At 27.4% G+C, this 25,919-nt stretch carries 25 protein-coding genes, 1 pseudogene and 1 riboswitch; of the genes and pseudogenes, 22 read left to right on the top strand and 4 right to left on the bottom strand.

Annotated features, from left to right (window positions below):
* The first annotated feature begins 72 nt into the window (after positions 1 to 72).
* From JJC02_10280 to JJC02_10265, 4 genes are all read left to right on the top strand, one after another.
* A complete protein-coding gene (locus JJC02_10280; protein ID UDN53299.1) occupies positions 73 to 1,332 on the top strand; it encodes a VanW family protein in 1,260 nt (419 codons plus the stop codon).
* Positions 1,333 to 1,598: 266 nt separating this feature from the next.
* A complete protein-coding gene (locus tag JJC02_10275) occupies positions 1,599 to 2,594 on the top strand; it encodes a protein kinase (protein UDN53298.1) in 996 nt (331 codons plus the stop codon).
* A 245-nt stretch (positions 2,595 to 2,839) separates the two neighbouring features.
* Positions 2,840 to 3,907, top strand: a complete 1,068-nt coding sequence (locus JJC02_10270) for an RNA ligase RtcB family protein (protein UDN53297.1) — start codon at positions 2,840 to 2,842, stop codon at positions 3,905 to 3,907.
* A 535-nt stretch (positions 3,908 to 4,442) separates the two neighbouring features.
* Positions 4,443 to 6,359 (top strand): endonuclease MutS2, encoded by a 1,917-nt coding sequence (locus tag JJC02_10265; GenBank protein ID UDN53296.1) that lies wholly within the window; start codon positions 4,443 to 4,445, stop codon positions 6,357 to 6,359.
* 65 nt (positions 6,360 to 6,424) lie between these two features.
* Here JJC02_10265 and ytaF read toward each other — a convergent pair whose 3' ends face one another.
* Positions 6,425 to 7,048, bottom strand: coding sequence for a sporulation membrane protein YtaF (gene ytaF / locus JJC02_10260; protein ID UDN53295.1), 624 nt, complete (start codon positions 7,046 to 7,048; stop codon positions 6,425 to 6,427).
* 187 nt (positions 7,049 to 7,235) lie between these two features.
* On the opposite strand from ytaF, the gene JJC02_10255 reads away from it, so the two are divergent.
* The 16 genes from JJC02_10255 (at position 7,236) to JJC02_10180 (ending at position 22,917) form a co-directional block, all read left to right on the top strand.
* Positions 7,236 to 7,880 (top strand): helix-turn-helix domain-containing protein, encoded by a 645-nt coding sequence (locus JJC02_10255; GenBank protein UDN53294.1) that lies wholly within the window; start codon positions 7,236 to 7,238, stop codon positions 7,878 to 7,880.
* A 189-nt stretch (positions 7,881 to 8,069) separates the two neighbouring features.
* Positions 8,070 to 9,128, top strand: a complete 1,059-nt coding sequence (locus JJC02_10250) for a potassium channel family protein (protein UDN53293.1) — start codon at positions 8,070 to 8,072, stop codon at positions 9,126 to 9,128.
* A 103-nt stretch (positions 9,129 to 9,231) separates the two neighbouring features.
* A complete protein-coding gene (locus JJC02_10245) occupies positions 9,232 to 10,416 on the top strand; it encodes a D-alanyl-D-alanine carboxypeptidase (protein ID UDN53292.1) in 1,185 nt (394 codons plus the stop codon).
* 207 nt (positions 10,417 to 10,623) lie between these two features.
* On the top strand, positions 10,624 to 11,337 hold the full coding sequence (rpsB, locus tag JJC02_10240; protein ID UDN53291.1) for a 30S ribosomal protein S2: 714 nt from the start codon (positions 10,624 to 10,626) through the stop codon (positions 11,335 to 11,337).
* A gap of 78 nt (positions 11,338 to 11,415) precedes the next feature.
* Positions 11,416 to 12,327 (top strand): elongation factor Ts, encoded by a 912-nt coding sequence (locus tag JJC02_10235; protein ID UDN53290.1) that lies wholly within the window; start codon positions 11,416 to 11,418, stop codon positions 12,325 to 12,327.
* A gap of 83 nt (positions 12,328 to 12,410) precedes the next feature.
* The gene (locus tag JJC02_10230; protein UDN53289.1) at positions 12,411 to 13,115 is read left to right on the top strand and encodes a UMP kinase; all 705 of its coding nucleotides are present in this window, start codon (positions 12,411 to 12,413) and stop codon (positions 13,113 to 13,115) included.
* 25 nt (positions 13,116 to 13,140) lie between these two features.
* A complete protein-coding gene (frr, locus tag JJC02_10225) occupies positions 13,141 to 13,698 on the top strand; it encodes a ribosome recycling factor (GenBank protein ID UDN53288.1) in 558 nt (185 codons plus the stop codon).
* A 2-nt stretch (positions 13,699 to 13,700) separates the two neighbouring features.
* Positions 13,701 to 13,904: a hypothetical protein gene (locus tag JJC02_10220; protein UDN53287.1), complete on the top strand. Its 204-nt coding sequence runs from the start codon at positions 13,701 to 13,703 to the stop codon at positions 13,902 to 13,904.
* A gap of 28 nt (positions 13,905 to 13,932) precedes the next feature.
* Entirely contained in the window at positions 13,933 to 14,667 is a 735-nt protein-coding gene (locus JJC02_10215; GenBank protein UDN53286.1) for an isoprenyl transferase, read from the top strand.
* 12 nt (positions 14,668 to 14,679) lie between these two features.
* A complete protein-coding gene (locus tag JJC02_10210; GenBank protein ID UDN53285.1) occupies positions 14,680 to 15,459 on the top strand; it encodes a phosphatidate cytidylyltransferase in 780 nt (259 codons plus the stop codon).
* 591 nt (positions 15,460 to 16,050) lie between these two features.
* Positions 16,051 to 17,862, top strand: coding sequence for a bifunctional diguanylate cyclase/phosphodiesterase (locus JJC02_10205; GenBank protein ID UDN53284.1), 1,812 nt, complete (start codon positions 16,051 to 16,053; stop codon positions 17,860 to 17,862).
* A gap of 107 nt (positions 17,863 to 17,969) precedes the next feature.
* On the top strand, positions 17,970 to 18,173 hold the full coding sequence (locus JJC02_10200) for a helix-turn-helix domain-containing protein (GenBank protein ID UDN53283.1): 204 nt from the start codon (positions 17,970 to 17,972) through the stop codon (positions 18,171 to 18,173).
* A gap of 161 nt (positions 18,174 to 18,334) precedes the next feature.
* Positions 18,335 to 19,489: a 1-deoxy-D-xylulose-5-phosphate reductoisomerase gene (locus JJC02_10195; GenBank protein UDN53282.1), complete on the top strand. Its 1,155-nt coding sequence runs from the start codon at positions 18,335 to 18,337 to the stop codon at positions 19,487 to 19,489.
* A gap of 12 nt (positions 19,490 to 19,501) precedes the next feature.
* Complete coding sequence (gene rseP, locus JJC02_10190; GenBank protein UDN53281.1) at positions 19,502 to 20,506, top strand: RIP metalloprotease RseP; 1,005 nt, start codon at positions 19,502 to 19,504, stop codon at positions 20,504 to 20,506.
* A 182-nt stretch (positions 20,507 to 20,688) separates the two neighbouring features.
* Positions 20,689 to 21,744: a flavodoxin-dependent (E)-4-hydroxy-3-methylbut-2-enyl-diphosphate synthase gene (gene ispG / locus JJC02_10185; GenBank protein UDN53280.1), complete on the top strand. Its 1,056-nt coding sequence runs from the start codon at positions 20,689 to 20,691 to the stop codon at positions 21,742 to 21,744.
* Positions 21,745 to 22,092: 348 nt separating this feature from the next.
* A complete protein-coding gene (locus tag JJC02_10180; GenBank protein ID UDN53279.1) occupies positions 22,093 to 22,917 on the top strand; it encodes a hypothetical protein in 825 nt (274 codons plus the stop codon).
* A gap of 457 nt (positions 22,918 to 23,374) precedes the next feature.
* Here the strand turns inward: JJC02_10180 and JJC02_10175 are convergent, their stop codons facing one another.
* Entirely contained in the window at positions 23,375 to 23,551 is a 177-nt protein-coding gene (locus JJC02_10175; GenBank protein ID UDN53278.1) for a hypothetical protein, read from the bottom strand.
* Between the two features lie 53 nt (positions 23,552 to 23,604).
* Positions 23,605 to 23,700, bottom strand: a riboswitch (cyclic di-GMP riboswitch).
* A 212-nt stretch (positions 23,701 to 23,912) separates the two neighbouring features.
* Entirely contained in the window at positions 23,913 to 25,037 is a 1,125-nt protein-coding gene (locus JJC02_10170; protein UDN53277.1) for a DUF3810 domain-containing protein, read from the bottom strand.
* Positions 25,038 to 25,224: 187 nt separating this feature from the next.
* On the opposite strand from JJC02_10170, the gene JJC02_10165 reads away from it, so the two are divergent.
* Both JJC02_10165 and JJC02_10160 read left to right on the top strand, forming a co-directional pair.
* Entirely contained in the window at positions 25,225 to 25,449 is a 225-nt protein-coding gene (locus tag JJC02_10165) for a hypothetical protein (GenBank protein ID UDN53276.1), read from the top strand.
* Between the two features lie 29 nt (positions 25,450 to 25,478).
* Positions 25,479 to 25,649 (top strand): annotated as a pseudogene (locus JJC02_10160) (GNAT family N-acetyltransferase).
* Positions 25,650 to 25,753: 104 nt separating this feature from the next.
* On the opposite strand, the gene JJC02_10155 reads toward JJC02_10160, so the two are convergent.
* The gene (locus JJC02_10155; GenBank protein ID UDN53275.1) at positions 25,754 to 25,900 is read right to left on the bottom strand and encodes a hypothetical protein; all 147 of its coding nucleotides are present in this window, start codon (positions 25,898 to 25,900) and stop codon (positions 25,754 to 25,756) included.
* Between the last annotated feature and the right edge of the window lie 19 nt (positions 25,901 to 25,919).

The raw sequence follows: 25,919 nt of genomic DNA, 5'->3' as shown, positions 1-25,919 counted from the left end.
ATATAATCTAAAGTAGTTTTGAAGTGGAAACTCTATCATGCAAAATTAAGAGTGTTAAAATGAGGTGAAGTTATGGGCAGAAGTGCAACAAGGGTTTCAAGATTAGGAAAAGAAAAAAAGAGAAATATTATAATAGTATTAGCAATTTTAGTTGTAGCTATAGGAGGATTTACTTATTTTTTTAACAACAGATTTCTGTATAATGGGAAAATCGCTAAAAATGTGTATATAGAAGGAGTAAATGTATCTGATATGACTAAACAAGAAGCATTAAAGGCTATAACAGATAAGTATACTCCAGAAGATTTAAATCTTAGCTATGATGGGAAAAAATATACGATATCTCCAAAAGATATTGATTTAAGATATAATACAGAAGAAGTTGTGAAAAATGCATATGAGACTACAAAAAAAGGGTCTTACTTTCAAAACTTAAAAAAATATATTGATATAAGAATAAATAAACTAGCTCTAAAAATAGAATCCAGTTATGATGAGGCAAAGCTTAGTTCTAAAGTATCTTCTATAGCAGACAGTATTAATGTCAAAATGAAAAATGCATCTATTAGTGTTGGAAGTGGAGGATTGAATTACACAGACTCTGTCGTGGGAAGAGAGTTTGATTTAGCAGCAAATAAAGAATCTATATATGATATGATAAAAAATAAAGAGCATAAATCTTTAGAACTTAAAGTAAATCTTCAAAAACCAGATATAACAACTGAACAAGTAAAAGCTGTGAATTCTGTTATAGGTCAATATTCAACTACTTATTCTCAGGCCGTAGAAGGTAGGTCATATAATGTAGGTTTATCGGCAAGAAAAACTAGTGATGTATTATTAATGCCAGGTGAAGAATTTTCATATAATAAACTTACAGGACCTAGTAATAAAGCAAATGGTTATAAAGATGCACCAGTTATAGTTTATGGTAAGCTAGAACAAGCAGCAGGAGGAGGTGTTTGCCAAACATCTTCAACAATTTATAATGCTGCTCTTCTTTCAGGGATGGAGATAACTCAAGTTACAAACCATTCATCCGCATCTACTTATGTACCTAGAGGAAGAGATGCTACTGTGAGCGACGGGGGATTAAACTTAAAGTTTAAAAATCCATATAATCATCCTGTATATATTAAAAATTATGCAGGTGGAGGAAGTGTATCATCAGTAATCTATGGTAATTCTGGTGACAAACCGAATATATCCATAGAAGTAAAACAAACTGGGCAAAATAAGTATTCTACATATCGAATATTTAAAGATTCAAGTGGAAAGGCCATAAAAAAAGAACATATATCAAATAGTTCTTATAAAGAACTGAAAAAATAAATAATTTTTTTAAGTGATATTTATAATATAAAAACGAGGCTGTATCAAAATAGAGATAAGCCTCTTTTTCATTGTTAAAATGATGAAAATATATTTGATTTAATACAAAAAAGAGTGCTTAATGAACTAAAAAGTTCATTTTCAGATACCATCATTTTTTTGTATAAAATTATCATTAATAGTTCTTGTTTTAACATTACAATCATTAATATATAGAAAATATTCCTATATATTGGTATAATTGTAAATAGATTTAGTTATATAAAATGTATGAGGAGGTGACATGGTTGAATTTTATAGGCAATAGATATGAGGTAGTAAATTCTGATGACGTTTTAGAAATTAACAAAATCTATAAGGCTAGAGATGTTTTTTACAAAAAAAATGTGCTAATAAAAGTCATAAAGCACAATGATTATATCTGTGAGGATTTTGTTTCAAATTTAATTGATGAAAGTACTACTTTAGATGAGATAAACTCTCCTTATATACTAAAAATAATAGATGTTGGAATTCATTGTACAGAAGAAGCAACATTGTATTATGTTGTAAGTGAAGACTTTAATGGTATCGGATTAGATGAATTAATTTTAGGTAATTATCTTCATTTAGAAGCAATCGTAAATATAATGATACAAGTTTTAAAAGCTTTAGAAATGATACATAGGAATCATTCATATCATGGTAGTTTAAAATCAAGTAGTATAATAGTAGATACAGAATATAATATCAAAATTTGTGATTTTGGAATTACAAAAGCAAATAATGGGGTTAATACAAGAAGCTATGGGAACAGAAAATATTTATGTCCACATCAACTATGTATAAATTATACCGATAAAGAGAGTGATTTTTTTGCGACAGGTCTTATTCTATTTGAATCTATATTTAAAAAATTACCTTTTGGAGAATCAAATTCAGAAGAAAAAATGTTACAATCTATTGATAAGGGATTAGATTGGAATAGTATAAAAGCAATTAATGGAAATACAGAACTTATAAATGTTATAAAAAGGCTTCTTGGAAGAAATAATAAGTATACTAGAGCCAATGATATTATTATTGATTTAAGTAAAGTAATGTATGAAAAAGCATATATAGAAGTTGAAGATGAGAAAGAGGAAGAACAGAAACAAGACAAAGTTATACAGGTTAAAAAAGAATATAAAAGTAAAATGAGAAAAAAATTACATAAAAAACTTGTTGTTGCCGGTCTAGCTATAGTCATGATTTCGATGATTATTATTAGTTCCATAATATAAAAATTGTATATTAAGTATTTTAAAATCAATGTCTATAAATGATATACATAGAAATTTTAGTGTAGTCTTAAATTATGAAAGGAAGTGGTTATTATGTTAACAAAAAATAATGAGGTACTAAATGTCTAGGAGTATTTTAACAAATAGCCACCTGCTTTTACAGTTTAGAATAAAAAAGCTGTGGCTAAAGGTTACAGCTTTTTGCTACTTTTTAAAGGCAGGAGCATACTAAAAAGGAGCAAAACATGAGTAAAATAACAATTATAGCAAGTAATAAATGTTGGATTGAAGATATAGCAAGGAAACAACTTGAAGATATTTCAAAGTTAAATGGAATTTTAAGAGTAGTAGGATTACCTGACTTACATGCAGGTAAAATACCTGTGGGTTTAGCAGTTGAAACTAGAAATATTATTTATCCACATATAATTGGAAATGATATAGGCTGTGGAATGACTTTATTTAAAACTGGAGTTTTAAAAAAGAAATTTAAAAAAGATAGATGGATTAAGTCTCTTGGCAAGATTAAAGACTTGTCTGATGTAGAAATAACAAATATATATAAAGAAGAATGCCCAATCTTAAACCTAGGAACTATAGGAAGTGGAAATCATTTTGTAGAAATCCAATGTATAAGTGAAGTTTATAATAAAGAAAAATTTGAACAGTTAAAATTTTCATCTGATGATGTTATGATGTTAGTTCACTGTGGGTCAAGAAATTATGGAGAAACTATTCTAAAAAAATTTTATGATAAAAATGGGCTTGAAGTTGAAAGTGATAAAGCAGTAGATTATATTAAAAGTCATGATAATGCTTTAATCTGGGCAGAGCGTAATCGTGAAGCTATCAGTAAAAAAATTATGCAATCAATAGGTATATCTGGAGATATTGAAAAAATATTATCTATAAATCATAATTTTATAGAAAAAAGAGAAGACAAATTTATACATAGAAAAGGTGCTGTTTCAAGCGAAAGAGGAGCTGTGATTATACCAGGTTCAAGAGGCAGTCTATCATATATAGTTATGCCTACTGAAAATACAGAGATATCTTTATATTCTCTATCACATGGAGCAGGCAGAAAATGGTCTCGTTCAATTTGTAAATCTCGTCTTAAAAATAAGTATAATAAAGATACTATAAAGCAAACTAAATTTAAAAGTCAGATTCTATGTAATGATGTAAATTTATTATTTCAAGAAGCTCCAGAGGCGTATAAAAATATAGAGCAAATTATTGAAAGTTTGATAGAATATGAACTTATTCAAGTAGTGGCAACCATGAAGCCATTGATTACTTATAAAGGATAATTTTTAAAGTTAAAAAAGATTAAAATTATATTATAAATAGCTAATTTTTTGGAACATTTAAAAGTGTTTTATTATTATTAGCTATTTTTTTATTTTGTAGAGATGATAATTTATAGAGCTAAACTATTTGATATATAATGATTACAAAGTTAGACTCTATTGGAAACTGCATATACATGAATTGATGACAATATAAGTGATTCCAAAATATAAATGAAAGTATAAACTTATTTTCGCTATAAAAATTTTCACTGTACAAAAACATTAATGATATTATTTTTATTGACACAAATATATAATTTATGGAATAATATTAGAAGCACTGGTATAAGTGTTTAAATAAGAATAGAAAAGGAGAAGTGTTTTATGAAAAAAATACTAACATTAATGAGTCCGGAGTTAAACTTCTTAATAAATAAGGAGTTTGATATATAATAACTCCTTATTTATTAAGTTGTTCGCAAAATAACTATTATCAAAGTAAATGATATGGTGATTTAAAAGACAATGACTTATAAATAAAGGAGAAAAAATAATGAATAGTAATACATTTGAAAGATTACAACTAAATGAAGTTAAAGAATTAATAAAAATACATTGTGTAAGTTCGCTAGGAAAAAATTTAATAGATAAATTAACTCCTAGTGGCAATATTGGAGTAGTAAGAAGAAAGTTAGCAGAAAATAAAGAAGCTAGAAAGATAATTGAAAATAGTAATCACATACCACTTGAAGGGTTGTTTAATGCAGGTTCTACAATAGATAAAATTGAAAAAGGAATGATAATAGAACCTATTGAACTTGTAAATATTGAAGATTTTTTAAGAGGTTGTAGGAAGATGAAAGCTTTTATGTTAGAAAAAGAATTTTATTCACCTACATTAAGTTCTTATGCTTTAAACATAACAGAATGTAAAAATATAGAAGATGAGATAAATTACTGTATAAAATCTAATAAAGTTGATTCTAATGCGAGTAAAGAATTAAAAAAAGTAAGACGAAATATAGAAATTACAGAAGGAAAGATAAAAGATAGATTAAATAAATTTATAACATCAACTGTAAATAAAAAGTATATACAAGAGTTTATAATAAGTAAAAGAAATGATAGATATGTAATACCAATTAAATCTTCTTATAAAAATGAAGTTGATGGTACTATATTAGATACATCATCAAAAGGAAATACTGTATTTATTGAACCTATTAGTATTTCAAATTTAAGTACAGAGTTAACTATGTTAAAAGCTGATGAAACTATTGAAGAATACAAAATATTATCTTATTTAACAGAACTTATATTTGAGAAGATAAGTCAGATAAAATTAAATATAGAAATACTTTCTGAATACGATATGGTATTTGCAAAAGCCAAGTATAGTCAAAAAATAAAAGGAATTACTCCGAAAATAAATAATAATGGCTATATAAAAATAATTAAAGGTAAACATCCACTTCTAACAGGAGATGTAGTACCTTTAGATTTTGAAATAGGCAAAAACTATAGAAGTCTTATAATAACAGGTCCTAATGCAGGAGGAAAAACTGTAACCCTTAAGACTGTTGGACTATTAACTTTAATGGTTCAATGTGGATTTGATATTTCTGCAAAAGAAGGCAGTGAATTTAGTGTATTTGAAAAAGTTTTTGTAGATATAGGGGATAATCAAAGTATTGAAAATGCCTTGAGTACTTTTTCATCACACATAAAAAATATTGCAGAGATTATGAATTTATCAAATAATTCCACTCTTGTTCTGTTTGATGAAATAGGAAGTGGAACTGAACCTAATGAAGGAGCTGGATTAGCAATATCATTGTTAGAAGAATTTTATAAAATGGGATGTATAACAATAGCATCAACTCATTATGGAGAGATAAAAAAGTTTGCTACATTGCATCCAGAGTTTGAAAATGCTGGTATGATGTTTGATAAAGAAACTTTAGAACCCATGTATAAGTTAACTATAGGAAAATCTGAAGATAGTAATGCCCTTTTTATTTCTAAAAAAATGGGAATAAAAAATAGAGTTTTAGAGAGGGCTAAAGAATATATAATTGATAGAAGCTACAATTTAGATTTAGTTAAAAGAAGTAAGTTACAATCTAGTGTTGAAGATAAAGATAGTTCTGAAGTCATTTTAAACTATACAGATTATAATGTAGGGGATAAAGTAAAATTATTAGATGAAGATGATTTTGGAGTTGTATATAAGCCAATAGACAAGTTTAATAATGTAGAAGTATTATTTAAAGATAATTTTATTTCAGTAAACATAAAAAGATTACAACTTAGCATAAAAGCATCAGAATTATATCCAGAAGGATATGATTTGGATACATTGTTTACTAGTTTTGAAGATAGAAAATTAGAAAAAGATATTCAGAGAGGTTCGAAGAAAGCTCTTAAAAAGATTCAGAAAGAAATTAGACAGAATAGAAAACAAATATAAAAAGCACAAAAGGAAGCAATCTAAAGAGAAAATTTTATCTTTAGATTGCTTCTTTATTAACATAATTAACATATTTTCATAAATCCAATTACTAACAAGATTAAACCACTTAACCAAGATAAATTTAAATTTACATTTTTAACAAACATATTTCCTAGTAAACAACCAAATAATACTGCAATTACATTTGATATTAAAGAAAATAGAATAACTTGTATATAATTTACACCTACAAGACCACTACCAAAACCGATAGCTAATCCATCTAAACTTAAAGCAATTGCAAGTGTAAATGCTTCAGCAGATTTAAGTACTTTAGATTTACTTGTATCCAAGGTATCAGGTTCAATACTTACATTAAAATTTAATTTGAGGTCTAACATATTAAAGTTATAATCTTTTGAGTGTATAGATTTTTTCTTAAAATAAGATTTAAAAAAGCTTTCAATTAGTCTAGTACTTCCTAATAAAAATAAGATAAAGAAACATATTAACATTGTTATATTTTGAGGTAAGAAGTCTCTAACTATTGTACCTGCAAAAAGTGATATTGCCAAAATAGCTGAACAAACTACACTAATAATTATATTTGAATATAAAGGAACTTTAACTTTATTTACGCCATATCCAAAGCTTGTTACAAAGGCATCTATACAAAGAGAAGTAACTAATAAAATTGATTCAATCACAGTAGATTAACATCCTTTCTCTTAAATTTTGTACTTATATTAGTTATAGTATTGTAAAAATGGATAAATTGTTACAGATAATCCAATAGATTGTTGATAAAATTTCAACATCATACAACACCTAAATAACAAAAAAATCATATTATATAATAATATAAAACCAATCATAATAAAGTAGGTGAAAATAATGGAGCAACAAAACAAGGTTGGGAATTTCGGTGATTTGTTGAAGATTTTATTAGAAGAAAAAGAATTATCAATGGGGGAATTGAGTAAAAAAAGTGGAATTGATAAATCTACTATATCTCGTATAGCTAATAATAAACAAAAACCAAATATAAATCATTTAGAAAAGATGGCAATACATTTGAATATTAATCTAGAAGAATTATTAAAAGCTTCAGGATATGAATTTAGAAACAATAATAATCAAATATTTAATACGGATAGTGATTTTAGTAATTTTGATGATGTTCTTGGATTTGCAAACTTAATCAATGATAAGAATTTTAATGGAAATATTGAAAAAGAGTTAAGTAAGTGTAAATTATATGTCCAAACAGATGAAGGTAAAAAATTACTTTTTGATAATTTTAATAAAAAAATAGATTCTATTGAAAAACAAGGTCAATTTACAGATAGATTAAGAGAAATGTATGCTGACTTTTGTACAGAGGGACTTACAATAAAGAAATATTTATTGATTGGAAGTATGCTACTTTACTTTGTTATATCGACAGATGTGATTCCAGATTTTGTATTTCCAATAGGGTTTATGGATGATTTAGTAGCGTTAAATATAGTTACAAAATTACTTAAAAATGATAAGTAGTTTTAGAATCATATTTAATATGTAAAGAAATGAAAGTATATATAAAATTTATTATTTTTTATAAGAAACAGATTAAAAGTTTAAAACGAATAATTTAACATATATTTTGTAATTATTTAAGTATATAAAATAAAATAATATCCAAACTAATACAAAATAGTAATAATTGTTTTGTACTGGAGGATATTTATGAATTGTAAATGGATATCTAAAATAGATGAGAGAAAAAAATGTCATAGAGAGGCAGATTCTTCTGGATATTGTATCTTTCATAAAGAAAATAAATCTGATGAAGAGATACAGCTGATGATGGATACTCTTTATAAAGAAGAGATATGTGAATTTAACGGATTTGTGTTTGAAAATGAATTCAATGCGGAAGAAATCTTAACTTATGATTATGATGTGTTAAATTTTTCTGAAGCTATGTTTAAACAGAAAGCAAATTTTAAAAAGTATATTTTTAAAAAGAATGCTATTTTTGATTATACAGAATTTAAAGAGCAGGTATTTTTTAATGGTTGTGTATTTTTAGGAAATTGTTATTTTAATAAAACGAAATTTAATAAAGAGCATATAAATGATATTATATTCGAAAAAGTAAAATTTAAAGGACCTGATTTAGTGGTAAATAAAGTAGAAAATTTTCCACGAATGGATGGAATAATTTTTAGTATGTGTACAAAATTTGTGCTGAAAAATGTAGACTACGAAAAAGGTGAGTATAAACATGGAAAAATAAATTACAGGATAGCTAGAAACCAAGCAACAAAAATTGGAGAATACGAGAGGATAGGACATTATTATTATAAGGAAAGGATTTATAGCAGTAAAATAATGAAACGCTCTGAATATCCTACATTCAGTGATTATTTAGTTGAAAAATTTTTTGATCAAATAGCACGCTATACTACAGGCTATGGAGAAAAACCATGGAAGATATTATTTATTATTATAGCTATAATAAGCATTTTTGCTTTACTATACCTATTTGTAGATATAGAAAGTTCAAATAGTACACTTGTAGCTTTAAATATAAATAACATATCTGATTACTCATTGAGTGAAATTTTAAAAATGTATATAGACTTATGGTATTTTAGTATGGCTACATTTAGTACAGTAGGATATGGAGATATGGTTGCTACAGGTTTGATTGGTAAAGTTTTAGTAGGAGTAGAAGTATTTTTTGGAGTTACAATAGGAGCGATTTGGGCATCTGTGATTATTAAGAGAATGCTAAAATAATATCTGTGTAAATATGGATAGGTATTAATTACTAGATATAAATTGGACTAAATAGGGAAAATTTAAATATAAATATACTTAATAATCCAAGAAGGTGAAAAATTTGAAAAATGCACTAAAAAAAATTATAGCATTAGCCATGATTCTAGTTTTTATAATACCAAATTATTCATATGCAGATGAAAAATCTGTAGACAAATATTCAAAAACATCTATACTTATAGACCAAGAAACAGGTAGAGTTTTATATAGTAAAGAACCTGATATGAAAGTACCATTAGCTAGCTTAAGTAAGATGATGACTTTTTTACTTGCAATAGAAGCTATTGAAAATAAAGAAGTAAAAGAAACTGATAAAATAAAAATAGACAAATCTATTGCATCAGTAAAAGGGTCGAGTTATAAACTTAAAGATGGTGAAGAAGTGCCACTTATAGAACTTATGAGAGGTCTTATGATTGTATCAGGAAATGATGCGGCAATTGCTATAGCAAAACATATTTGTAAATCGAAGGAAGCATTTGTGGATAGAATGAATAAAAAAGCAAAAGAAATAGGAATGACTAATACGCATTTTCTAAATCCAAATGGTCTTCCAATATACGATTTAAGTAATCCAAAAAAACCAGCAAAAGAAAATATATCTACTGCAAAAGATATAGCTATTCTTGGAAAATACATGTTTGACCATTATGAAAAACAAGTAACAGCTATAACTGATATGGAGACATATACGAATTCAGATAGAAGCTTTGAAAAAAGCAATACAAATGCATTATTAAGAATTATACCAGAAGTAGATGGTATAAAAACTGGATATACTGGTAATGCTGGATATTGCTTATCATTTTCTATGGTTGTAAATAAAAATGAGAAAAATGAGAAAAAACGTAGAGTAATAGGAGTTGTATTGGGTACTAATCATAAAAATAAAAGAACATCTGCTTCTTTAGCACTACTGAAATATGGGAAAGAAAATTTCAATATGAAAAAAGTAATTGATAAAGATAGCTTTATTGGTAAGAAATATATAAAAGGAATGAAAGAGTTGGAGGTTACCTTAAAAGCAAAGGATGAACTTTATACAATATTAAAAGATGATGAAAGTATAAAATCGGAAGTTAAAATTAAAAATATAGAGTATCCTGTTAAAAAAGGCGATACTATGGGTACTATAAAATACTATACTAATTCAGGTGACTTACTTGGAAGTGTAGATATAGTAAGTAATAATAATGTAGATAATCTACCATTAAAAACAAAATTAAAAATGAAATTTGCAAATTAAATTCAAAAAAATGGTATAAAATATACAAAAAAATATAAAAATAGAAAATATGGAAAAAATATTGTTATTTTTTCACCTCTATGATATACTACTAGAGGTGAAAAAATAAAATAAATCACACACAGCATTGGGATCCTTAAAAGGTGCCTATTACATGGTTTTTTAGGGAGAAGATCAAGCTGGAGGTATAAAACCAGGAGGTAAGATATGTCAGTAATATCAATGAAACAATTATTAGAAGCAGGTGTTCATTTTGGTCATCAAACAAGAAGATGGAATCCTAAAATGGCTAAGTATATATTCACAGAGAGAAATGGAATATATATAATCGACTTACAAAAAACAGTTAAAAAGGTTGAAGAAGCTTACAAGTTTACTAAAGAAGTAGCTGAAACAGGAAAGCCAATCTTATTCGTAGGAACTAAAAAACAAGCTCAAGATGCGATAAAAGATGAAGCTGAAAGATGTGGAATGTACTTTGTTAATGAAAGATGGTTAGGTGGAATGTTAACAAACCACAAAACTATAAAAACTAGAATAAATAAATTAAGAGAATTAGAAAAAATGGAAGAAGAAGGTGTATTTAATGTTCTTCCTAAAAAAGAAGTTATAAAATTAAGAGCTGAAAAAGAAAAACTAGAAAAATACTTAGGTGGAATAAAAGACATGCCTGAATTACCAGGTGCAATGTTCGTAGTTGACCCAAGAAAAGAAAACATAGCTATTCAAGAAGCTCACAGATTAGGTATACCAGTAGTTGGTATAGTTGATACTAACTGTGACCCAGAGCAATTAGACTTTGCTATACCAGGAAATGATGATGCTATAAGAGCCGTAAAATTAATAACTGGTGCTATGGCAACAGCTGTAATTGAAGGTAGACAAGGTGCTGAAGAAGAAGTAGCTGAAGACCAAGAATAATAATTTGACAATTAAATGGTAAGGGTCGCCCTTACCATTTATAATATGGAATAGAATAAGTAGGAGGAAACTTAAAAAATGGCTAATATAACTGCTCAAATGGTAAAAGAGTTAAGAGAAAGTACAGGCGCAGGAATGATGGACTGCAAGAAAGCTTTACAAGAAGCTGAAGGAAATATGGAAAAAGCAGTAGATTTATTAAGAGAAAAAGGATTATCAAAAGCTGCTAAAAAAGCTGGTAGAGTTGCTGCTGAAGGTCTAGTTGCAATAGAAATTAACGATGATAATACAGTTGCTTCTATGGTAGAAGTTAACTCAGAAACAGATTTCGTTGCTAAAAACGAAGACTTCAAAGTGTTCGTTAAAGATGCTGCTTGTATGGCATTAGCTACTGATAAAGAAGATATAGCTTCTTTATTAGGTGAAACTCATAAAGAGGGAATAACTTTACAAGAAGTTTTAAATAATAGAGTTGCAAAAATAGGTGAAAAATTAGACTTTAGAAGATTTGCTAAAGTTGTAACTAATGGACAAGTTGCTGGATACATTCACGGTGGTGGAAAAATAGGTGTTCTTGTTGAAATGGAAACAGAAGCTAGAGATGCTAAAGTTTTAGAATTAGGTAAAGATGTAGCTATGCAAGTTGCTGCTATGAATCCTAAGTATGTTTCAAGAGATGAAGTAGATGCTGAATACATAGCACATGAAACAGAAGTATTAACTCAACAAGCTTTAAATGAAGGAAAGCCAGCTAATATAGTTGAAAAAATGGTTAAAGGAAGATTAGAAAAAGAATTAAAAGAGGTTTGTTTATTAGAGCAAACTTTCGTTAAAAATCCAGATATAACTGTTAAACAATTAGTTGCTGATGTTGCTAAAGCAGTAGGTTCTGATATAAAAGTTGTTAAAGTTGTGAGATTCGAAGTTGGTGAAGGTATACAAAAGAGAGAAGAAAACTTTGCAGAAGAAGTTGCTAAGCAACTTAAGTAATAACCAAAGAGAGAACACGCAGGTGTTCTCTTTTTTAAAAAATAGAAAAAATGGATATAAAGGACTGAAATAGGAGGTTTCTGATGGATAAACCAATGTACAAAAGGGTATTGTTAAAATTAAGTGGAGAAGCATTAGCAGGAGAAAGAGGTTTTGGTATAAATAATGATGTAGTTAATGATATTGCTATTGCTATAAAAAAAATACAAGAAATAGGTGTTGAAGTAGCTGTAGTAGTAGGTGGAGGAAACTTCTGGAGAGGTAGAACTAGTGAAGGAATGGATAGAACTACTGCTGACTATATAGGAATGTTAGCTACAGTTATGAATGCAATGGCGCTACAGGATGCGCTAGAAAATATAGATGTTGCCACAAGAGTTCAAACTGCTATAGACATGAGACAAATTGCAGAACCATATATAAGAAGAAGAGCAGTTAGACACTTAGAAAAGGAAAGAGTTGTTATATTTGGTGCAGGAACAGGAAACCCTTACTTTACAACAGATACAACTGCAGCTTTACGTGCTGCTGAAATGGAAGCAGAAGTTATCTTGTTAGCTAAAAATGTTGACGCAGTATATGACAAGGATCCAAAAGTACATGCAGATGCTAAGAAATTTACAGAATTAAGCTACATGGAAGTTATACAGAAAGAATTAAAAGTAATGGACTCTACAGCTACATCTTTATGTATGGATAATAAAATTCCAATAAAGGTATTTGAGCTTACAACAGAGAATATAATAAGAGCAGTAAAAGGCGAAAATATAGGAACTACTGTAAAATAATGAAGAATGAAGGAGGAGTAAAATTATGAAACTAGAAATACATAAGCAGTTAGAAGAGAAAATGAATGGGACAATTGATGCCTTAAAGTTTGAATTTGGAACTATAAGAGCAGGAAGAGCTAATGCACAAATGCTAGACAAAATAAGGGTTGATTATTATGGAACTCCAACTCCAATAAATCAAATTGGTGCTATATCTGTACCAGAGCCAAGAATATTAATGATATCTCCTTGGGATAAATCTGCTATGCACGAAATAGAAAAAGCTATAGCTAACTCAGACTTAGGATTAAATCCATCAAATGATGGTGAAGTTATAAGACTTTCTGTACCTGCTTTAACAGAAGAAAGAAGAAAAGAATTAGCTAAAAAAGCTAGTAAAGCTGCAGAGGAGTTTAAAGTTAGAATAAGAAATGAAAGAAGAGACGCCAATGAGAAAATTAAAAAGATGGAAAAAGGCGGAGAATTAACTGAAGATGAATTAAAGAAAGCACAAGATGAAGTTCAAAAAATGACTGATAAATTTATAAAAGAGATAGATACATTATTATCTAAAAAAGAAAAGGATATAATGGAGGTATAATATTGAAAAAATATTATAGCCTTTTAGGTCTTCATGTGGATGAGGTAAAACAATATTTTGATGAACAAGATATAAATTATACCGTAAAATCTATTGAAGGTAAAAAGGATAAAGATAAACTTGTAGTTCCTAGAGTTATAAAAATATCTGAGATAGGTGATAGTGTAGAACTGATAATCACATACTTTTCTGACTCCTTAATTTAAGGAGTCAGAACAATATTGGAGGCAAAATATGAATAACAACATTATATATGACATAGACTTAAATAACATACCTACTCATATTGCTATTATAATGGATGGAAATGGAAGATGGGCAAAATCTAGATTCCTTCCAAGAACTGCAGGACATAAGGCTGGAGTAGAAACTATAAGAGATATAGTAAAAGAATGCTCAAAATTAGGTGTTAAGCACTTAACATTATATGCGTTTTCAACAGAAAACTGGAAAAGACCGAAACTTGAAGTTGACACACTTATGAACTTATTATCTACATACTTAAGAAATGAAATAGCTGAACTTCACCAAAACAATGTAAAAGTAACTGCTATAGGAGATATAAGTGCTTTACCAAAAACTTGTATAAGAGAATTAAACTCAGCTAGGGAAATGACAAAAAACAATACAGGAGTTAACTTAAATTTAGCATTAAACTACGGAAGTAGAGCAGATATAAAAAATGCTCTTATAGATATATTAAAAAATTGTGAAAGTGGTAAAATAGATATAAACAATATTGATGAAGATATTATAAAAAACTATTTAAGCACAAAGTCTATACCAGATCCAGACTTAGTAATAAGAACAAGTGGTGAACAAAGATTGAGTAACTTTTTACTTTGGGAAGTTGCTTATTCTGAGTTTTACTTTACTGATATACATTGGCCTGATTTTAAAAAAGAAGAACTACAGAAGGCTATATACGTATATCAAAAAAGGGATAGAAGATTTGGAGGACTTAAGTAAGGAGATTATTTTATGCTTACAAGAATTATTGCTTCACTAGCTCTGGTTCCATTATTTCTATTTGTTGTATATGGAGGGATTCCTCTATATATAGCTGAGACAGCAATAGTTTATATTGCATTACATGAGTTTTATAAGGCATTTAAAATAAAAGATGTACATCCAATATTCATTATGGGATATTTATTTTCTGTTTATTTAGCTGTAAAAAATATTTTTAATTTACCATTGGAATATACTTATGCAGTGATTTTTATTTTATTTTTAGCAAGTATAATTTATATGTTGATGGGCAAAAAAAATGTTATAGATGTTTCGATTACATTTTTAGGAATTTTTTATATAGGAGTATTTTTAGATTTTATAGTTATAACTATAAATGGATTTGAAAAAGGTAGTATCTATGTATGGCTTATATTTGTTATATCTTTTATGACAGATATATTTGCATATTTTAGTGGTTATTTACTTGGAAAACATAAGTTAATTCCTAAAGTCAGTCCTAAAAAGACTATAGAAGGAGCTATTGGAGGAATAATAGGAAGTACACTTTGTTGTATTTTATTTGGATATTTATTTGGCATTGATTTGCTTCAATTGGCGATAATAGGAAGTATAGGAAGTGTAATAGCTCAGTTAGGAGATTTATTTGCATCTTCTATAAAGAGATATGTAGGGATAAAGGATTATGGAAAAATAATACCTGGTCATGGGGGTATATTAGATAGATTCGATAGTGTTATATTAGTTGCACCTTTTGTATATAGTACGATTAAATTTTTTATTAGATAAAGATTGGTTTGGATTTAAAAGAGCAGTCTATAATTGCTAGTAATGAAAATAGCTATGTAACTTTTAAAAGCAGAGAGATTCTGCAGTTATTAGTTACATAGCTATTTTCATTGCTTGATAATCATTTATAAATTTTATTTTTATAAATAATTAATAAGAGATAAGTAGATTATTGTTACTATTGTATAAATATTAGGTATAATTTAAGTAATATCTCAAAAAAAAAGGAAGATATTTCTATAATATGATAAAATAAATTCAAAGAGTTAATTTCTAGGTAAATAGTACTTTAATTATTTATTAAAATAGATTAGATATTCCATCTTTGATGTTATTGAGTTGGTGATTAAATTTAGAATAGACTAATATTTAAAAATAATTTTTGACTTAGGTCATGATTTATTATTTTTATGAGTTATATCATCATGCAGATAGTGCTTTATACAGAGCAAAAGAAGAAGGAAAAAATACATATTATATGTTTTCTATCTAAAAATAAAATTTGTACTATTAACGATTTGTCAATCTTAGGCATATAAATGATTGGATATTTGTAAATTATATAGACATATTATAATCGAGGTAACAATAATGAAGAAAAAATATGATTTTTTAATTTATGCTGTTGTTTGGATAGTTGTTATTATTATTTTTATATTTTCTCTATACCATAGTATAGAACATATTAAAATCATAAATTATACTGGTATTATTCGCAGTGAAACTCAAAAAGTTGTTAAGCAAGAATTAAACAATAAAAGAAATGATAACTTGATAAGGAAACTAGATAGCATTTTAATAGAGTTGAGAACAGGTAATGGAAAAAATGGATTGCAAAGGTGTGACAATAAGGAATTTCAAGAAAAATTAATTCAAATGGATGCTATGTGGAAATCTATGAAAAAAGAAATTATAAAAGTTAGAAATGGTGGTTCTGGTTGTAAATTATACGAATTGAGTGAAGTGTATTCTTCGTTATCTAATCAAGTTGTTTTTATATCTGAAAAACATTCTGACATAAAATTGCATTCTTTCGCCACTATATTATTTATCTATCTTATAATTTCAACAATAATTCTCTTAATTTGGGAATGTTACAATAAAAGAAAATTTGATAGGATATTTTATACTGATAATTTGACAAAAATAAAAAACCAAGTTGCATTTGAAAATCGAGCTATTGAAATTTTACATCATGCATATAATGGAGAGTATGTGCTATTAAATATTGATATTGACAATTTTAAATATATTAATGATACACATGGATATGAATATGGAGATAAAGTTTTAATAATAGTTGCAAATACACTCTCCAAAACTTTTAATACTAAAGAAACTTGTGCAAGAGTTGGTTCAGATAATTTTGTAATACTTGCAAAATATAGAGATTCTCTCTTAGATGAGATTAGTAAGATTCTGACTGAGGCCATAATATCTGAATTAAATATGAATGTAACTCAAACTATATCTTATTGTATAGGTGCATATCTAGTTGAAGTTGATAAATTGGATTATAAATCTATTAATTCTATAATGGATAAGGCAAATATTGCACATAAGGTAAGTAAAAAGAGAGGGATTTCCTCTACAGTGTGGTATAATGAAAATCTGCTAAAGCAGTTACAAATGGAAAATAATATTTATAATCATATGTACAAAGCACTAGAAAATGAAGAATTCCATATGTATTTGCAACCAAAATTTCAAATATCTTCTTTAAATGTTGTGAGTGCAGAAGCACTTGTACGATGGATTTCTCCAGAGTTTGGTTTTTTGTCACCAGATCAATTCATTCCATTGTTTGAAAAAAGTGGATTTATTATTGATTTAGATTTTTATATGTTAAAGAAAGCATGTTCGTTTATAAAAAAAACATTTATGAAAAAGAATCAATATACTTATCCTATTGCAGTTAATTTTTCAAGAGTTACTATTTACCAAAATGATTTTTACCAAAGATTTTTAGATGTTGTTAGAGAATATGAAATCCCTTTTAAGTATATAGAAATAGAGCTAACTGAAAGTGCTTTTAATGAAATATCTGAGTCGGTTATTTCAATTTTAGATAAACTTAGAAAGTTGGGATTTTTAATTTCTATGGATGATTTTGGTTCAGGATACTCTTCATTAAGTCTTTTGTGTTCTTTATCGATTAATGGTTTGAAGTTAGATAAAAGTTTACTTAAAAAAACCTTTAATCGAGAGAAAGTATATAGTATTATTCAATGTATTATCGAAATGTCACATAGTATAGATATGTCTGTTGTATGTGAAGGTATTGAAACTAAAGAGGACTTAGATTTTTTAAAGACAATTAAATGTGATGTGGGACAGGGATTTTATTTCTCTAAACCCATAGAAGAAAAAGAATTTTTTAATAAATATGTAATTGAAAAATAATATAATGATTTTTTCTACTAATTCGTGCATTGAATTATTTATCTAAATAGATGAAAATTTTCCAAAATAGATAAAATGTGATAGAATATATTTTGCGAGGTGATAATATGATTTCATACGCTCCATTATGGAAATTATTAATTGATAGAAAAATAAAGAAAATGGAATTTGTAAATATATCAGGTATAAGTATTTCTGTTTTAGGTAGATTAGGAAATGATAAATCTGTTTCTATGGATACAATGGAAAAGATATGTCTAGCACTAGATTGTAAAATAGAGGATGTTGTTGAAATAAAAAGAGACATCTAGGGATACTAAAACATTTTATAATACTTTATAAAATACAGAAACCATAGATTGGTTTTGTTTATAGGATGCTATATGAAATTTCTATGAATAGTAAAAATAATTGTTTTAGTAGTGTTATAATGTTCTGATGGGGTATATTTATTATTAGAAAGGATTATTATATGAAAAAGATATCAATTTTAGGTTCTACAGGCTCTATAGGTAAACAAACTTTGGATGTAGTTAGAGAAAATAGAGATAAGTTTGAGATAGTAGCAATATCAGCTAATAGTAATATTGAGTTATTACTAGAACAAATAGTAGAGTTTAAACCTAAATATGTAACAGTTTTTGAGGAAGACAAAGCATTAAAATTAAAAGAAATTTTGTCAAAAAATATAGAAATAGAAGTTTTAACAGGTATGGAAGGATTAAAAATAATATCATCACTTGATGAAGTTGATGTACTTTTAACCGCTGTTGTGGGAATGATAGGGTTAGTTCCAACTCTTTGTGCTATAAGGAAGGGAATAGACATAGCATTAGCGAATAAAGAAACGTTAGTAACTGCTGGAGAACTTGTAATGAGAGAGGCAGAAAAATATAATGTAAATATTCTCCCTGTCGATAGTGAACATAGTGCTATATTTCAATGTCTAAATGGAGAAAATAAAAAAAACATAGAAAAGATAATACTTACAGCATCCGGTGGTCCTTTTCGAGGAAAGAAAAAAAATGAGCTTATAAATATGACTAAAAATGAAGCTTTAAAGCATCCAAATTGGAGTATGGGAAGAAAGATAAGTATAGATTCTTCAACACTTATGAATAAAGGTCTTGAGGTTATAGAAGCTAAGTGGCTGTTTGGAGTAGGACAAGAAAATATAGATGTAGTAGTTCATCCACAAAGTATAATCCATTCAATGATACAGTATACAGATAGCTCAATAATAGCACAATTAGGATGTCCAGATATGAGACTGCCAATACAGTATGCTCTTACATATCCAGATAGAATGGAAAGTAGCTTTGAAAGAATGAATTTTTCAAAATTTAGTACTTTAACTTTTGAAGAACCAGATTTGGAAACTTTTCCATGTTTAAAATTGGCTTATGAATGTTTAAAAATGGGAGGAACTTATTCTTCTGTTTTAAATTCAGCAAATGAAGTTTTAGTAAGTGAATTTTTAGAGGATAAAATTGGTTTCTATGACATACCATATTACATAGAGAAAACTTTAGAAGTTCATAGTAGCATAAGTAAACCAACATTAGAGGAAATTTTAGAAACAGATAGATGGAGTAGAGCTTATGTTGCAAATCTGATAAAAAAATAGGAAGGTGAATTTATGACTATAATAGCTGCATTAATACTATTTAGTATAATTGTATTAATACATGAGTTAGGACATTTTATATTTGCAAAAAGAAGTGGTATCAAAGTAAATGAGTTTTCTATAGGTATGGGACCTAAGATATATAGTGTAAAAAAAGATACTGAGTATTCTATAAGGGCTCTACCGATTGGTGGATATGTCAGTATGGAAGGTGAAGATGAAGAACAAATAAGTCCAAATTCTTTTGGAAATAAATCTATATTACAAAGATTTAGTACTATTGTAGCAGGACCAATATTTAATATAATATTAGCAGCAATACTTTTGGTACCAGTATTTTTGTATATAGGTTCTCCAACAACTAAATTAGGAAAGATAATGCCAGATACTCCTGCACAGGCGGTAGGACTTCAAGTAGGAGATAAGATAAATAAAATTAATGGTAATTCTGTTAAGACTTGGGATGAAGTTGCAAATATAATAAACACTTCTTCTGGTGGAGAATTAAAACTTAGTATAACTAGAGACGGAAGTGATAAAGTTGTAAATGTAACACCTAAAAATAACAATGGAAAGTATGAAATAGGAATTCAACCACAAAGAGAAAAAGATTTTTTTGGTTCAATAGTAAATGCTTGTAAAACTACTGTAGATATGACAAAACAGATGCTGACATTCTTAGGTCAAATGATTACAGGGCATGTCCCAGGAGGAATTGGAAATGCCGTAGCAGGTCCAGTAGGTGTTATTGGTATGGTATCAGATGCAGCTCGTACGGGCATCATAAATGTAGTATATTTAGCTGTTGTCATAAGTTTAAACCTAGGTATAGTAAATCTATTGCCAATACCAGCACTTGATGGATGGAGAATACTTATGTTATTATTAGAAGCTATTAGAGGTGGTAAAAAACTCGACCCAAATAAAGAAGGCATGATAAATGTTGTTGGTTTTGGAGCCTTAATGCTATTTATGCTTTTTATCACATATAAAGATATATTAAGATTATTTCAGTAATTTAGTTTTTTAGAGAGTTTAAGAAAAGGGGCTATGTAGTTTTAAATGAGAATAAATTAATTTTAATGTATGAAATTTATTCTTATTTAACTATATAGCTTTTTAATTTATAATATACATGTAGATTATAATGTTTTAATATTTTAATAGATTTAATATAAAATAATATATAGAGGTGGAATATGAGTTACGAGAGAAGAAAGACTAGAGAAGTAAGTGTGGGCAATGTAAAAATAGGAGGAGAAAATCCTATAAGTATACAATCTATGACAAACACTGATACAAGAGATACAGATGCCACAATAGCTCAAATAAAGAGACTAGAGGAAGCTGGTTGTGATATAGTTAGAATTGCTGTTCCTGATATTAAAGCTGCTAAAAATATAAGAAAGATAAAGTCTAGTATAAATATACCAATTATTGCCGATATACATTTTGACTATAAGTTAGCTCTTGAAGCTATAGAACAAGGTGTGGATGGTATTAGGATAAATCCTGGTAATATCGGAAGTATAGAAAAAGTTAAGATGGTAGTTGAGAAATGTAAGGAAAGAAATTTAAAAATTAGAATTGGAGTTAATGGTGGTTCTTTAGAAAAAGAACTCTTAAAAAAGTATGGCTCTGCAACTGCTGAAGCATTAGTTGAAAGTGCAATGGGACATATTAAGATTCTTGAAGATTTAGATTTTCATAATATAGTTATATCTCTAAAATCATCTGATATTTATAAAACTGTTGATGCATATGAATTAATATCAAAAAAAGTTGATTATCCTCTTCATGTTGGGATTACGGAATCTGGAAGTATCTATAAAGGGACAATAAAGTCTTCTATAGGAGTAGGGGCACTTCTTCTTAAAGGAATTGGAGATACTGTTAGAATATCTTTAACAGGTGACCCTGTTGAAGAGGTTTTTGTTGGCAAACAGATTTTAAGAAGTTTGGGACTTTTGAATGATAAAATTAAGGTTATATCATGCCCTACATGCGGTAGATGTAATATAGATTTAATTAGTGTTGTAAATGAGGTTGAAGAAAAGATTGGTAGTATGGAAAAAGATATCACTGTTGCAATTATGGGCTGTGCTGTAAACGGACCTGGTGAGGCTAGAGAAGCAGACATAGGTATTGCTGGTGGTAAAGGTGAAGGTCTTTTATTTAAAAAAGGTGAAATAGTAAGAATGATTGATGGTGACAAATTAGTTGATGAGTTGCTAGAAGAGATTGAAAAGTTATAGTATACAATCGAGATATTATTAATTGACTAGATTTTTAAATACTTTTAGACTAGGTTTTATCTATAGTATTTAATCATCTGGTCATTTTTAATTTTATAAAGTTCACTAAATTTAATAAATCTACATTCTGATTTAATGATACATGTATGATTTAAATTTTAGTTTTGAGTTATAAAAATTAAAAAAATATTTAATATAATGAAAGTTTCCATCAATAGTATTGAAATTTGATTGAAACTATGATAAGATATAGTTACTAGAATTATTGGTAGATTATGTTAACATAAATATTAATGTTTTTGGGAAATTGTTTTATTAGAAATTAAATAGAAGAAGGGGTGAAGAACTGTGAGATATAAAAAAATGTCTAGTTTACCTATTTTAGTTGTTGCCTTATTGATTACTGGAACGACAACAACATTTTCTCTTAATACAACCAATTCAGAAAGAACAAGTGTATACTTAGCAAGCACAGAAAGTACTGTCACAAATAAAATCTCAGATGTTTCAAATAGTAAAGGTCTTGTTTATAATGAAAATATTCCATTATTTATAAATAATAGCAAGATACAGTATGATGATACTCCGTATCATTGGCCTAGCAATGTTATAAACTTAACAAATATCAGTAAAAAGGCGATTATGGATTATGAAATTACATGTTTAGCATATGATAAAAATGGAAAACCACTTGAGCTATACTGGGATGCTCGAAATGTAGCAACAAACGGTGAAGTAGGAAGTGTTGGATTTAGCCCAGATGGTGTAGACTATGGCATTGTTGCAGGTATATCTCCTGTGTCTCCAAAATCATACTCACATACTTATAGAAAAATGCAACAACAACCACCAAAGGACATAATAAATATGTTTGAAAAACAACAAGGTAAGGCGTGGGTAGAAAAATGGTTGAAAGAATGGCAGCAAATGGAGAAAGAATATGCAAAGAAAAATGCAATAGTTCCAGGTAAGAATCAAAATGATGCTTCTCTATTGTTTGATAAATGGAAACAATCAACTGGAGAGCATGATGTAAAGTACATCATATCCTGTGTAAAACAAGTAACATTTAGCGATGGTAGTGTATGGAAAAATTCAGCATACGAGAATTGGTTGAAAAGCTTTCAAGGGAAAGCAGTGGCTACTAGCGTATTAGAAAATTACTATAAGTAATATTTAATGATAGTAAAATTAAGTATGAATTTAACTAATGTTAATCTAGCTAAATATAAACTGCTTTGTTTGAAAATGCCAGTGTTACAAAGACATTTTTATTGTGACAAAATGGCTTATATGCAGAAGATTATAGGCATGTGTCATGTTTTGATACATGCTTTTTTATTTTGAATATATACTTTCTATAAATTTAGGATTTTTAGTTATGTAATTTTATATATACATTTTTAGTTTTTTACATAGATAGTGAAATAATGTGATAGTTTTGCGTTTTAAAAATCTTAGTTAAGATATTTATTAAAAAAGATAATAGAAATGTTTGCAATAGAATAGTTAAAGGTGAAAATGTTATACAGATAGTATAAGAAAGATTAGTATTATTTAATTTTGATAAAAGAATAATTTGATAAAAGTAGATAAAACTAAAAATGGTTTTCTAGAAAATAAAATCTATCTAATTATATTTACTTACCAAGACCATTACTTGATGTAAGCATTTTTCTACTATACTTTCTCCATACTCTAGTATAAAATCATCCAATTGTGTATCTATAAAACTGCAATAATCATACGAACTACCAATATAAGCAGTTAGTATATGTGTACATCTATCCATTTTATCTCCAAACATATATCATTTATCCCCCTAAAAAACTTACATAAAAAACAAAAAGAAAATATCCTTTTGGCAACTGGCTAACATAACTTATAAGAATCTTATAAGCCTTAGTCCCTATAGCTTTGCGTCACTAAATTTCTCTAGTTTTGCCGATTTAGTTTTATTCTACACTTACATAATACAATAGAATGAATTATTATTCAACACACTTATTTGAAAATTAAATAAGTTTAGGAATATGAATTTGATTTTGCAGAAAAAATAGATGTACTTTCAAATTATATGAGATTGATTGGGGCTAAATAATTTATTTAAATAAAAAATAGCTGATTTAATACCAACTGTATATAAATAGAGTCTTGAATTGTATCACTTAGTTATATGGATATAATTCATAATAAGTTAGCAATAAATCAACCATTTTACTATAACTCTGAGTACCTTCAGCAACACCATTAGCTTTTAAGTAAGAGTTGTTAAACTCATTAGAAATTTCATCAATTTTACCTTCATATTTTTGCCAAAATTCACTTTCATTTTTTAAATCTCTACGGACAGAATCTGAAATACCAGTAGAAATAGCAACATAGGCATTATAATCAACCTTACTTAAAGCAGAAGCAGTATGATTTAGAGCTAAAATATAACCAGAATAGTTAAAATCAATATCAGGATGTTTTATAGAAGTAAGATACGCTATAAAATTAGCCTCATCTTCACTAGCAAATCCCCTTTGATGTGCCATTTCATGCTCAACTGTACAAGGAATATACAAATCAGGTATTGCTACATTTACATTTGCCTCACCTGTAAAAGGAAAGTATATGCCAGTTATTCCTGTATAGCACATGAGATTTGATGAAATAATATACTTAGGTTTAGAATAACTGCCACTAACACTAGGTAATATATCAAAGACATTATCATATCCTAGTTGGGCTCTATTTATGACACCCTTGTAATCTGTATTAGATTTTACAATGCCATTTTTATCTTGTAATGTGAGTTTTCTAGTTTCATTTGCTTTAGTTACAAGGAATTTATATAATTTAGTAAGTTCTTTAACACTATGTTGTTTTGATTGGATAGAAGTATTGTTTTCTAAGTTATATTTATTTATAAGTGTATTTTCAAGTGGAATCCTATTATAGTTTATTCCCCAAAGCACTACAAAAAGAAAGTAGACTATTGATACAATAGATAATATATTTAAAATAGAATTCTTTAGAAATGTATTTAATTTTTTGTTCTCATTAAGAATTGTAGATAAAGTAGAACATAAAAATAAGAAGATAGATATAACTATTATGTAAATTGTAATTTCATAGAGAGAAAATGGAAAAATTCCTGAGACTTTACTCAATATTTGTACAATTATTTTATCTATAAATTGAGAGTAATATTTTTCAATAATATTTGGAACTTTGCTGGCTATAAAATTTAAAAGCAAAGCAAGAGGAAAAAGAATTAAAGAAAAACATTTTGTTTTTTTGCTCATGTTTCACCTCGTATACACTAGTTTATATAAACATATTATATATCAATTGAAGATAGATTGCAAAATAAGTATAAATATATCCATTTATAACTTTATACTAAATAAATGATAAGTTATAATATATTAATATGAATATATATATAGCTAATAATAGAAAATATTAATTATATAAGGAGTAGATAAAAATATGATAATAAAACTTACTAAAGACAATTTCAATTTTAGGTTTAAACAATATGAAGGGATGTTTTTTCATGCGGAAGTAACTGAAGAAGATGAGTCAATTAGATACAAAATAACTAAGGATAAAGAAGGTACAGAGTTAAAAGAATTTGGAAGTACACATATAAAAGATAACATGATATATGTGCCTCAAATAGAAGCATACATAGATTTAAACAGTATAAAATAAAGCTTGTAAAGTTTTAAGTAAAAATAAAGATTATGTTAGATAGAGTAGGATTAGAAGTAATTGTGGACAATGAAAAAGGATTGAACTTATACAAAAAGTTAGACTTTGAAATAGAGGACATTAAAAAATATGTTGTAATCAGAGATGGAAAATTTGAAGATGTTTATACTATAGGAAGATATAATAAAAATTTAATCTAAAGAAGCTAATAGAGAAGTAGAATAGAATATCTTTAATAAATAGTTTTCATTAAAGATATTCTATTTTACTTCTCTATTGTATTAAAAAACTTATTTTTAAATGTTTAAAAAAACATTCTATATACAAATAAAATTATTAGCAATATCAAAGCTATTTTAAAAGCTAAACTAGCAACAGTTTTGATAATTTTTACAGAAACACCTATAGCAACTATAGCAAATACTATTTTAAAGAGTAAATCTATATCCATATTTAAGCCTCCTATTCTA

The organism is Clostridioides sp. ES-S-0054-01 (assembly GCA_021561035.1).
In the GTDB taxonomy this organism is placed as follows: Bacteria; Bacillota; Clostridia; order Peptostreptococcales; family Peptostreptococcaceae; genus Clostridioides.
The sequence above is the reverse complement of the archived record's forward strand: the minus strand, read 5'-3'. Positions and strand labels throughout refer to the sequence as shown.

Excerpts from the sequence above, each read along its gene's own strand:
- JJC02_10280 (UDN53299.1), top strand. The coding sequence starts at position 73 with ATGGGCAGAAGTGCAACAAGGGTTTCAAGATTAGGAAAAGAAAAAAAG.
- JJC02_10275 (UDN53298.1), top strand. The coding sequence starts at position 1,599 with ATGTATGAGGAGGTGACATGGTTGAATTTTATAGGCAATAGATATGAG.
- JJC02_10270 (UDN53297.1), top strand. The coding sequence starts at position 2,840 with ATGAGTAAAATAACAATTATAGCAAGTAATAAATGTTGGATTGAAGAT.
- JJC02_10265 (UDN53296.1), top strand. The coding sequence starts at position 4,443 with ATGAATAGTAATACATTTGAAAGATTACAACTAAATGAAGTTAAAGAA.
- JJC02_10255 (UDN53294.1), top strand. The coding sequence starts at position 7,236 with ATGGAGCAACAAAACAAGGTTGGGAATTTCGGTGATTTGTTGAAGATT.
- JJC02_10250 (UDN53293.1), top strand. The coding sequence starts at position 8,070 with ATGAATTGTAAATGGATATCTAAAATAGATGAGAGAAAAAAATGTCAT.
- rpsB (UDN53291.1), top strand. The coding sequence starts at position 10,624 with ATGTCAGTAATATCAATGAAACAATTATTAGAAGCAGGTGTTCATTTT.
- JJC02_10235 (UDN53290.1), top strand. The coding sequence starts at position 11,416 with ATGGCTAATATAACTGCTCAAATGGTAAAAGAGTTAAGAGAAAGTACA.
- JJC02_10230 (UDN53289.1), top strand. The coding sequence starts at position 12,411 with ATGGATAAACCAATGTACAAAAGGGTATTGTTAAAATTAAGTGGAGAA.
- frr (UDN53288.1), top strand. The coding sequence starts at position 13,141 with ATGAAACTAGAAATACATAAGCAGTTAGAAGAGAAAATGAATGGGACA.
- JJC02_10215 (UDN53286.1), top strand. The coding sequence starts at position 13,933 with ATGAATAACAACATTATATATGACATAGACTTAAATAACATACCTACT.
- JJC02_10210 (UDN53285.1), top strand. The coding sequence starts at position 14,680 with ATGCTTACAAGAATTATTGCTTCACTAGCTCTGGTTCCATTATTTCTA.
- JJC02_10205 (UDN53284.1), top strand. The coding sequence starts at position 16,051 with ATGAAGAAAAAATATGATTTTTTAATTTATGCTGTTGTTTGGATAGTT.
- JJC02_10200 (UDN53283.1), top strand. The coding sequence starts at position 17,970 with ATGATTTCATACGCTCCATTATGGAAATTATTAATTGATAGAAAAATA.
- JJC02_10195 (UDN53282.1), top strand. The coding sequence starts at position 18,335 with ATGAAAAAGATATCAATTTTAGGTTCTACAGGCTCTATAGGTAAACAA.
- rseP (UDN53281.1), top strand. The coding sequence starts at position 19,502 with ATGACTATAATAGCTGCATTAATACTATTTAGTATAATTGTATTAATA.
- ispG (UDN53280.1), top strand. The coding sequence starts at position 20,689 with ATGAGTTACGAGAGAAGAAAGACTAGAGAAGTAAGTGTGGGCAATGTA.
- JJC02_10175 (UDN53278.1), bottom strand. The coding sequence starts at position 23,551 with ATGTTTGGAGATAAAATGGATAGATGTACACATATACTAACTGCTTAT.
- JJC02_10170 (UDN53277.1), bottom strand. The coding sequence starts at position 25,037 with ATGAGCAAAAAAACAAAATGTTTTTCTTTAATTCTTTTTCCTCTTGCT.
- JJC02_10165 (UDN53276.1), top strand. The coding sequence starts at position 25,225 with ATGATAATAAAACTTACTAAAGACAATTTCAATTTTAGGTTTAAACAA.
- JJC02_10155 (UDN53275.1), bottom strand. The coding sequence starts at position 25,900 with ATGGATATAGATTTACTCTTTAAAATAGTATTTGCTATAGTTGCTATA.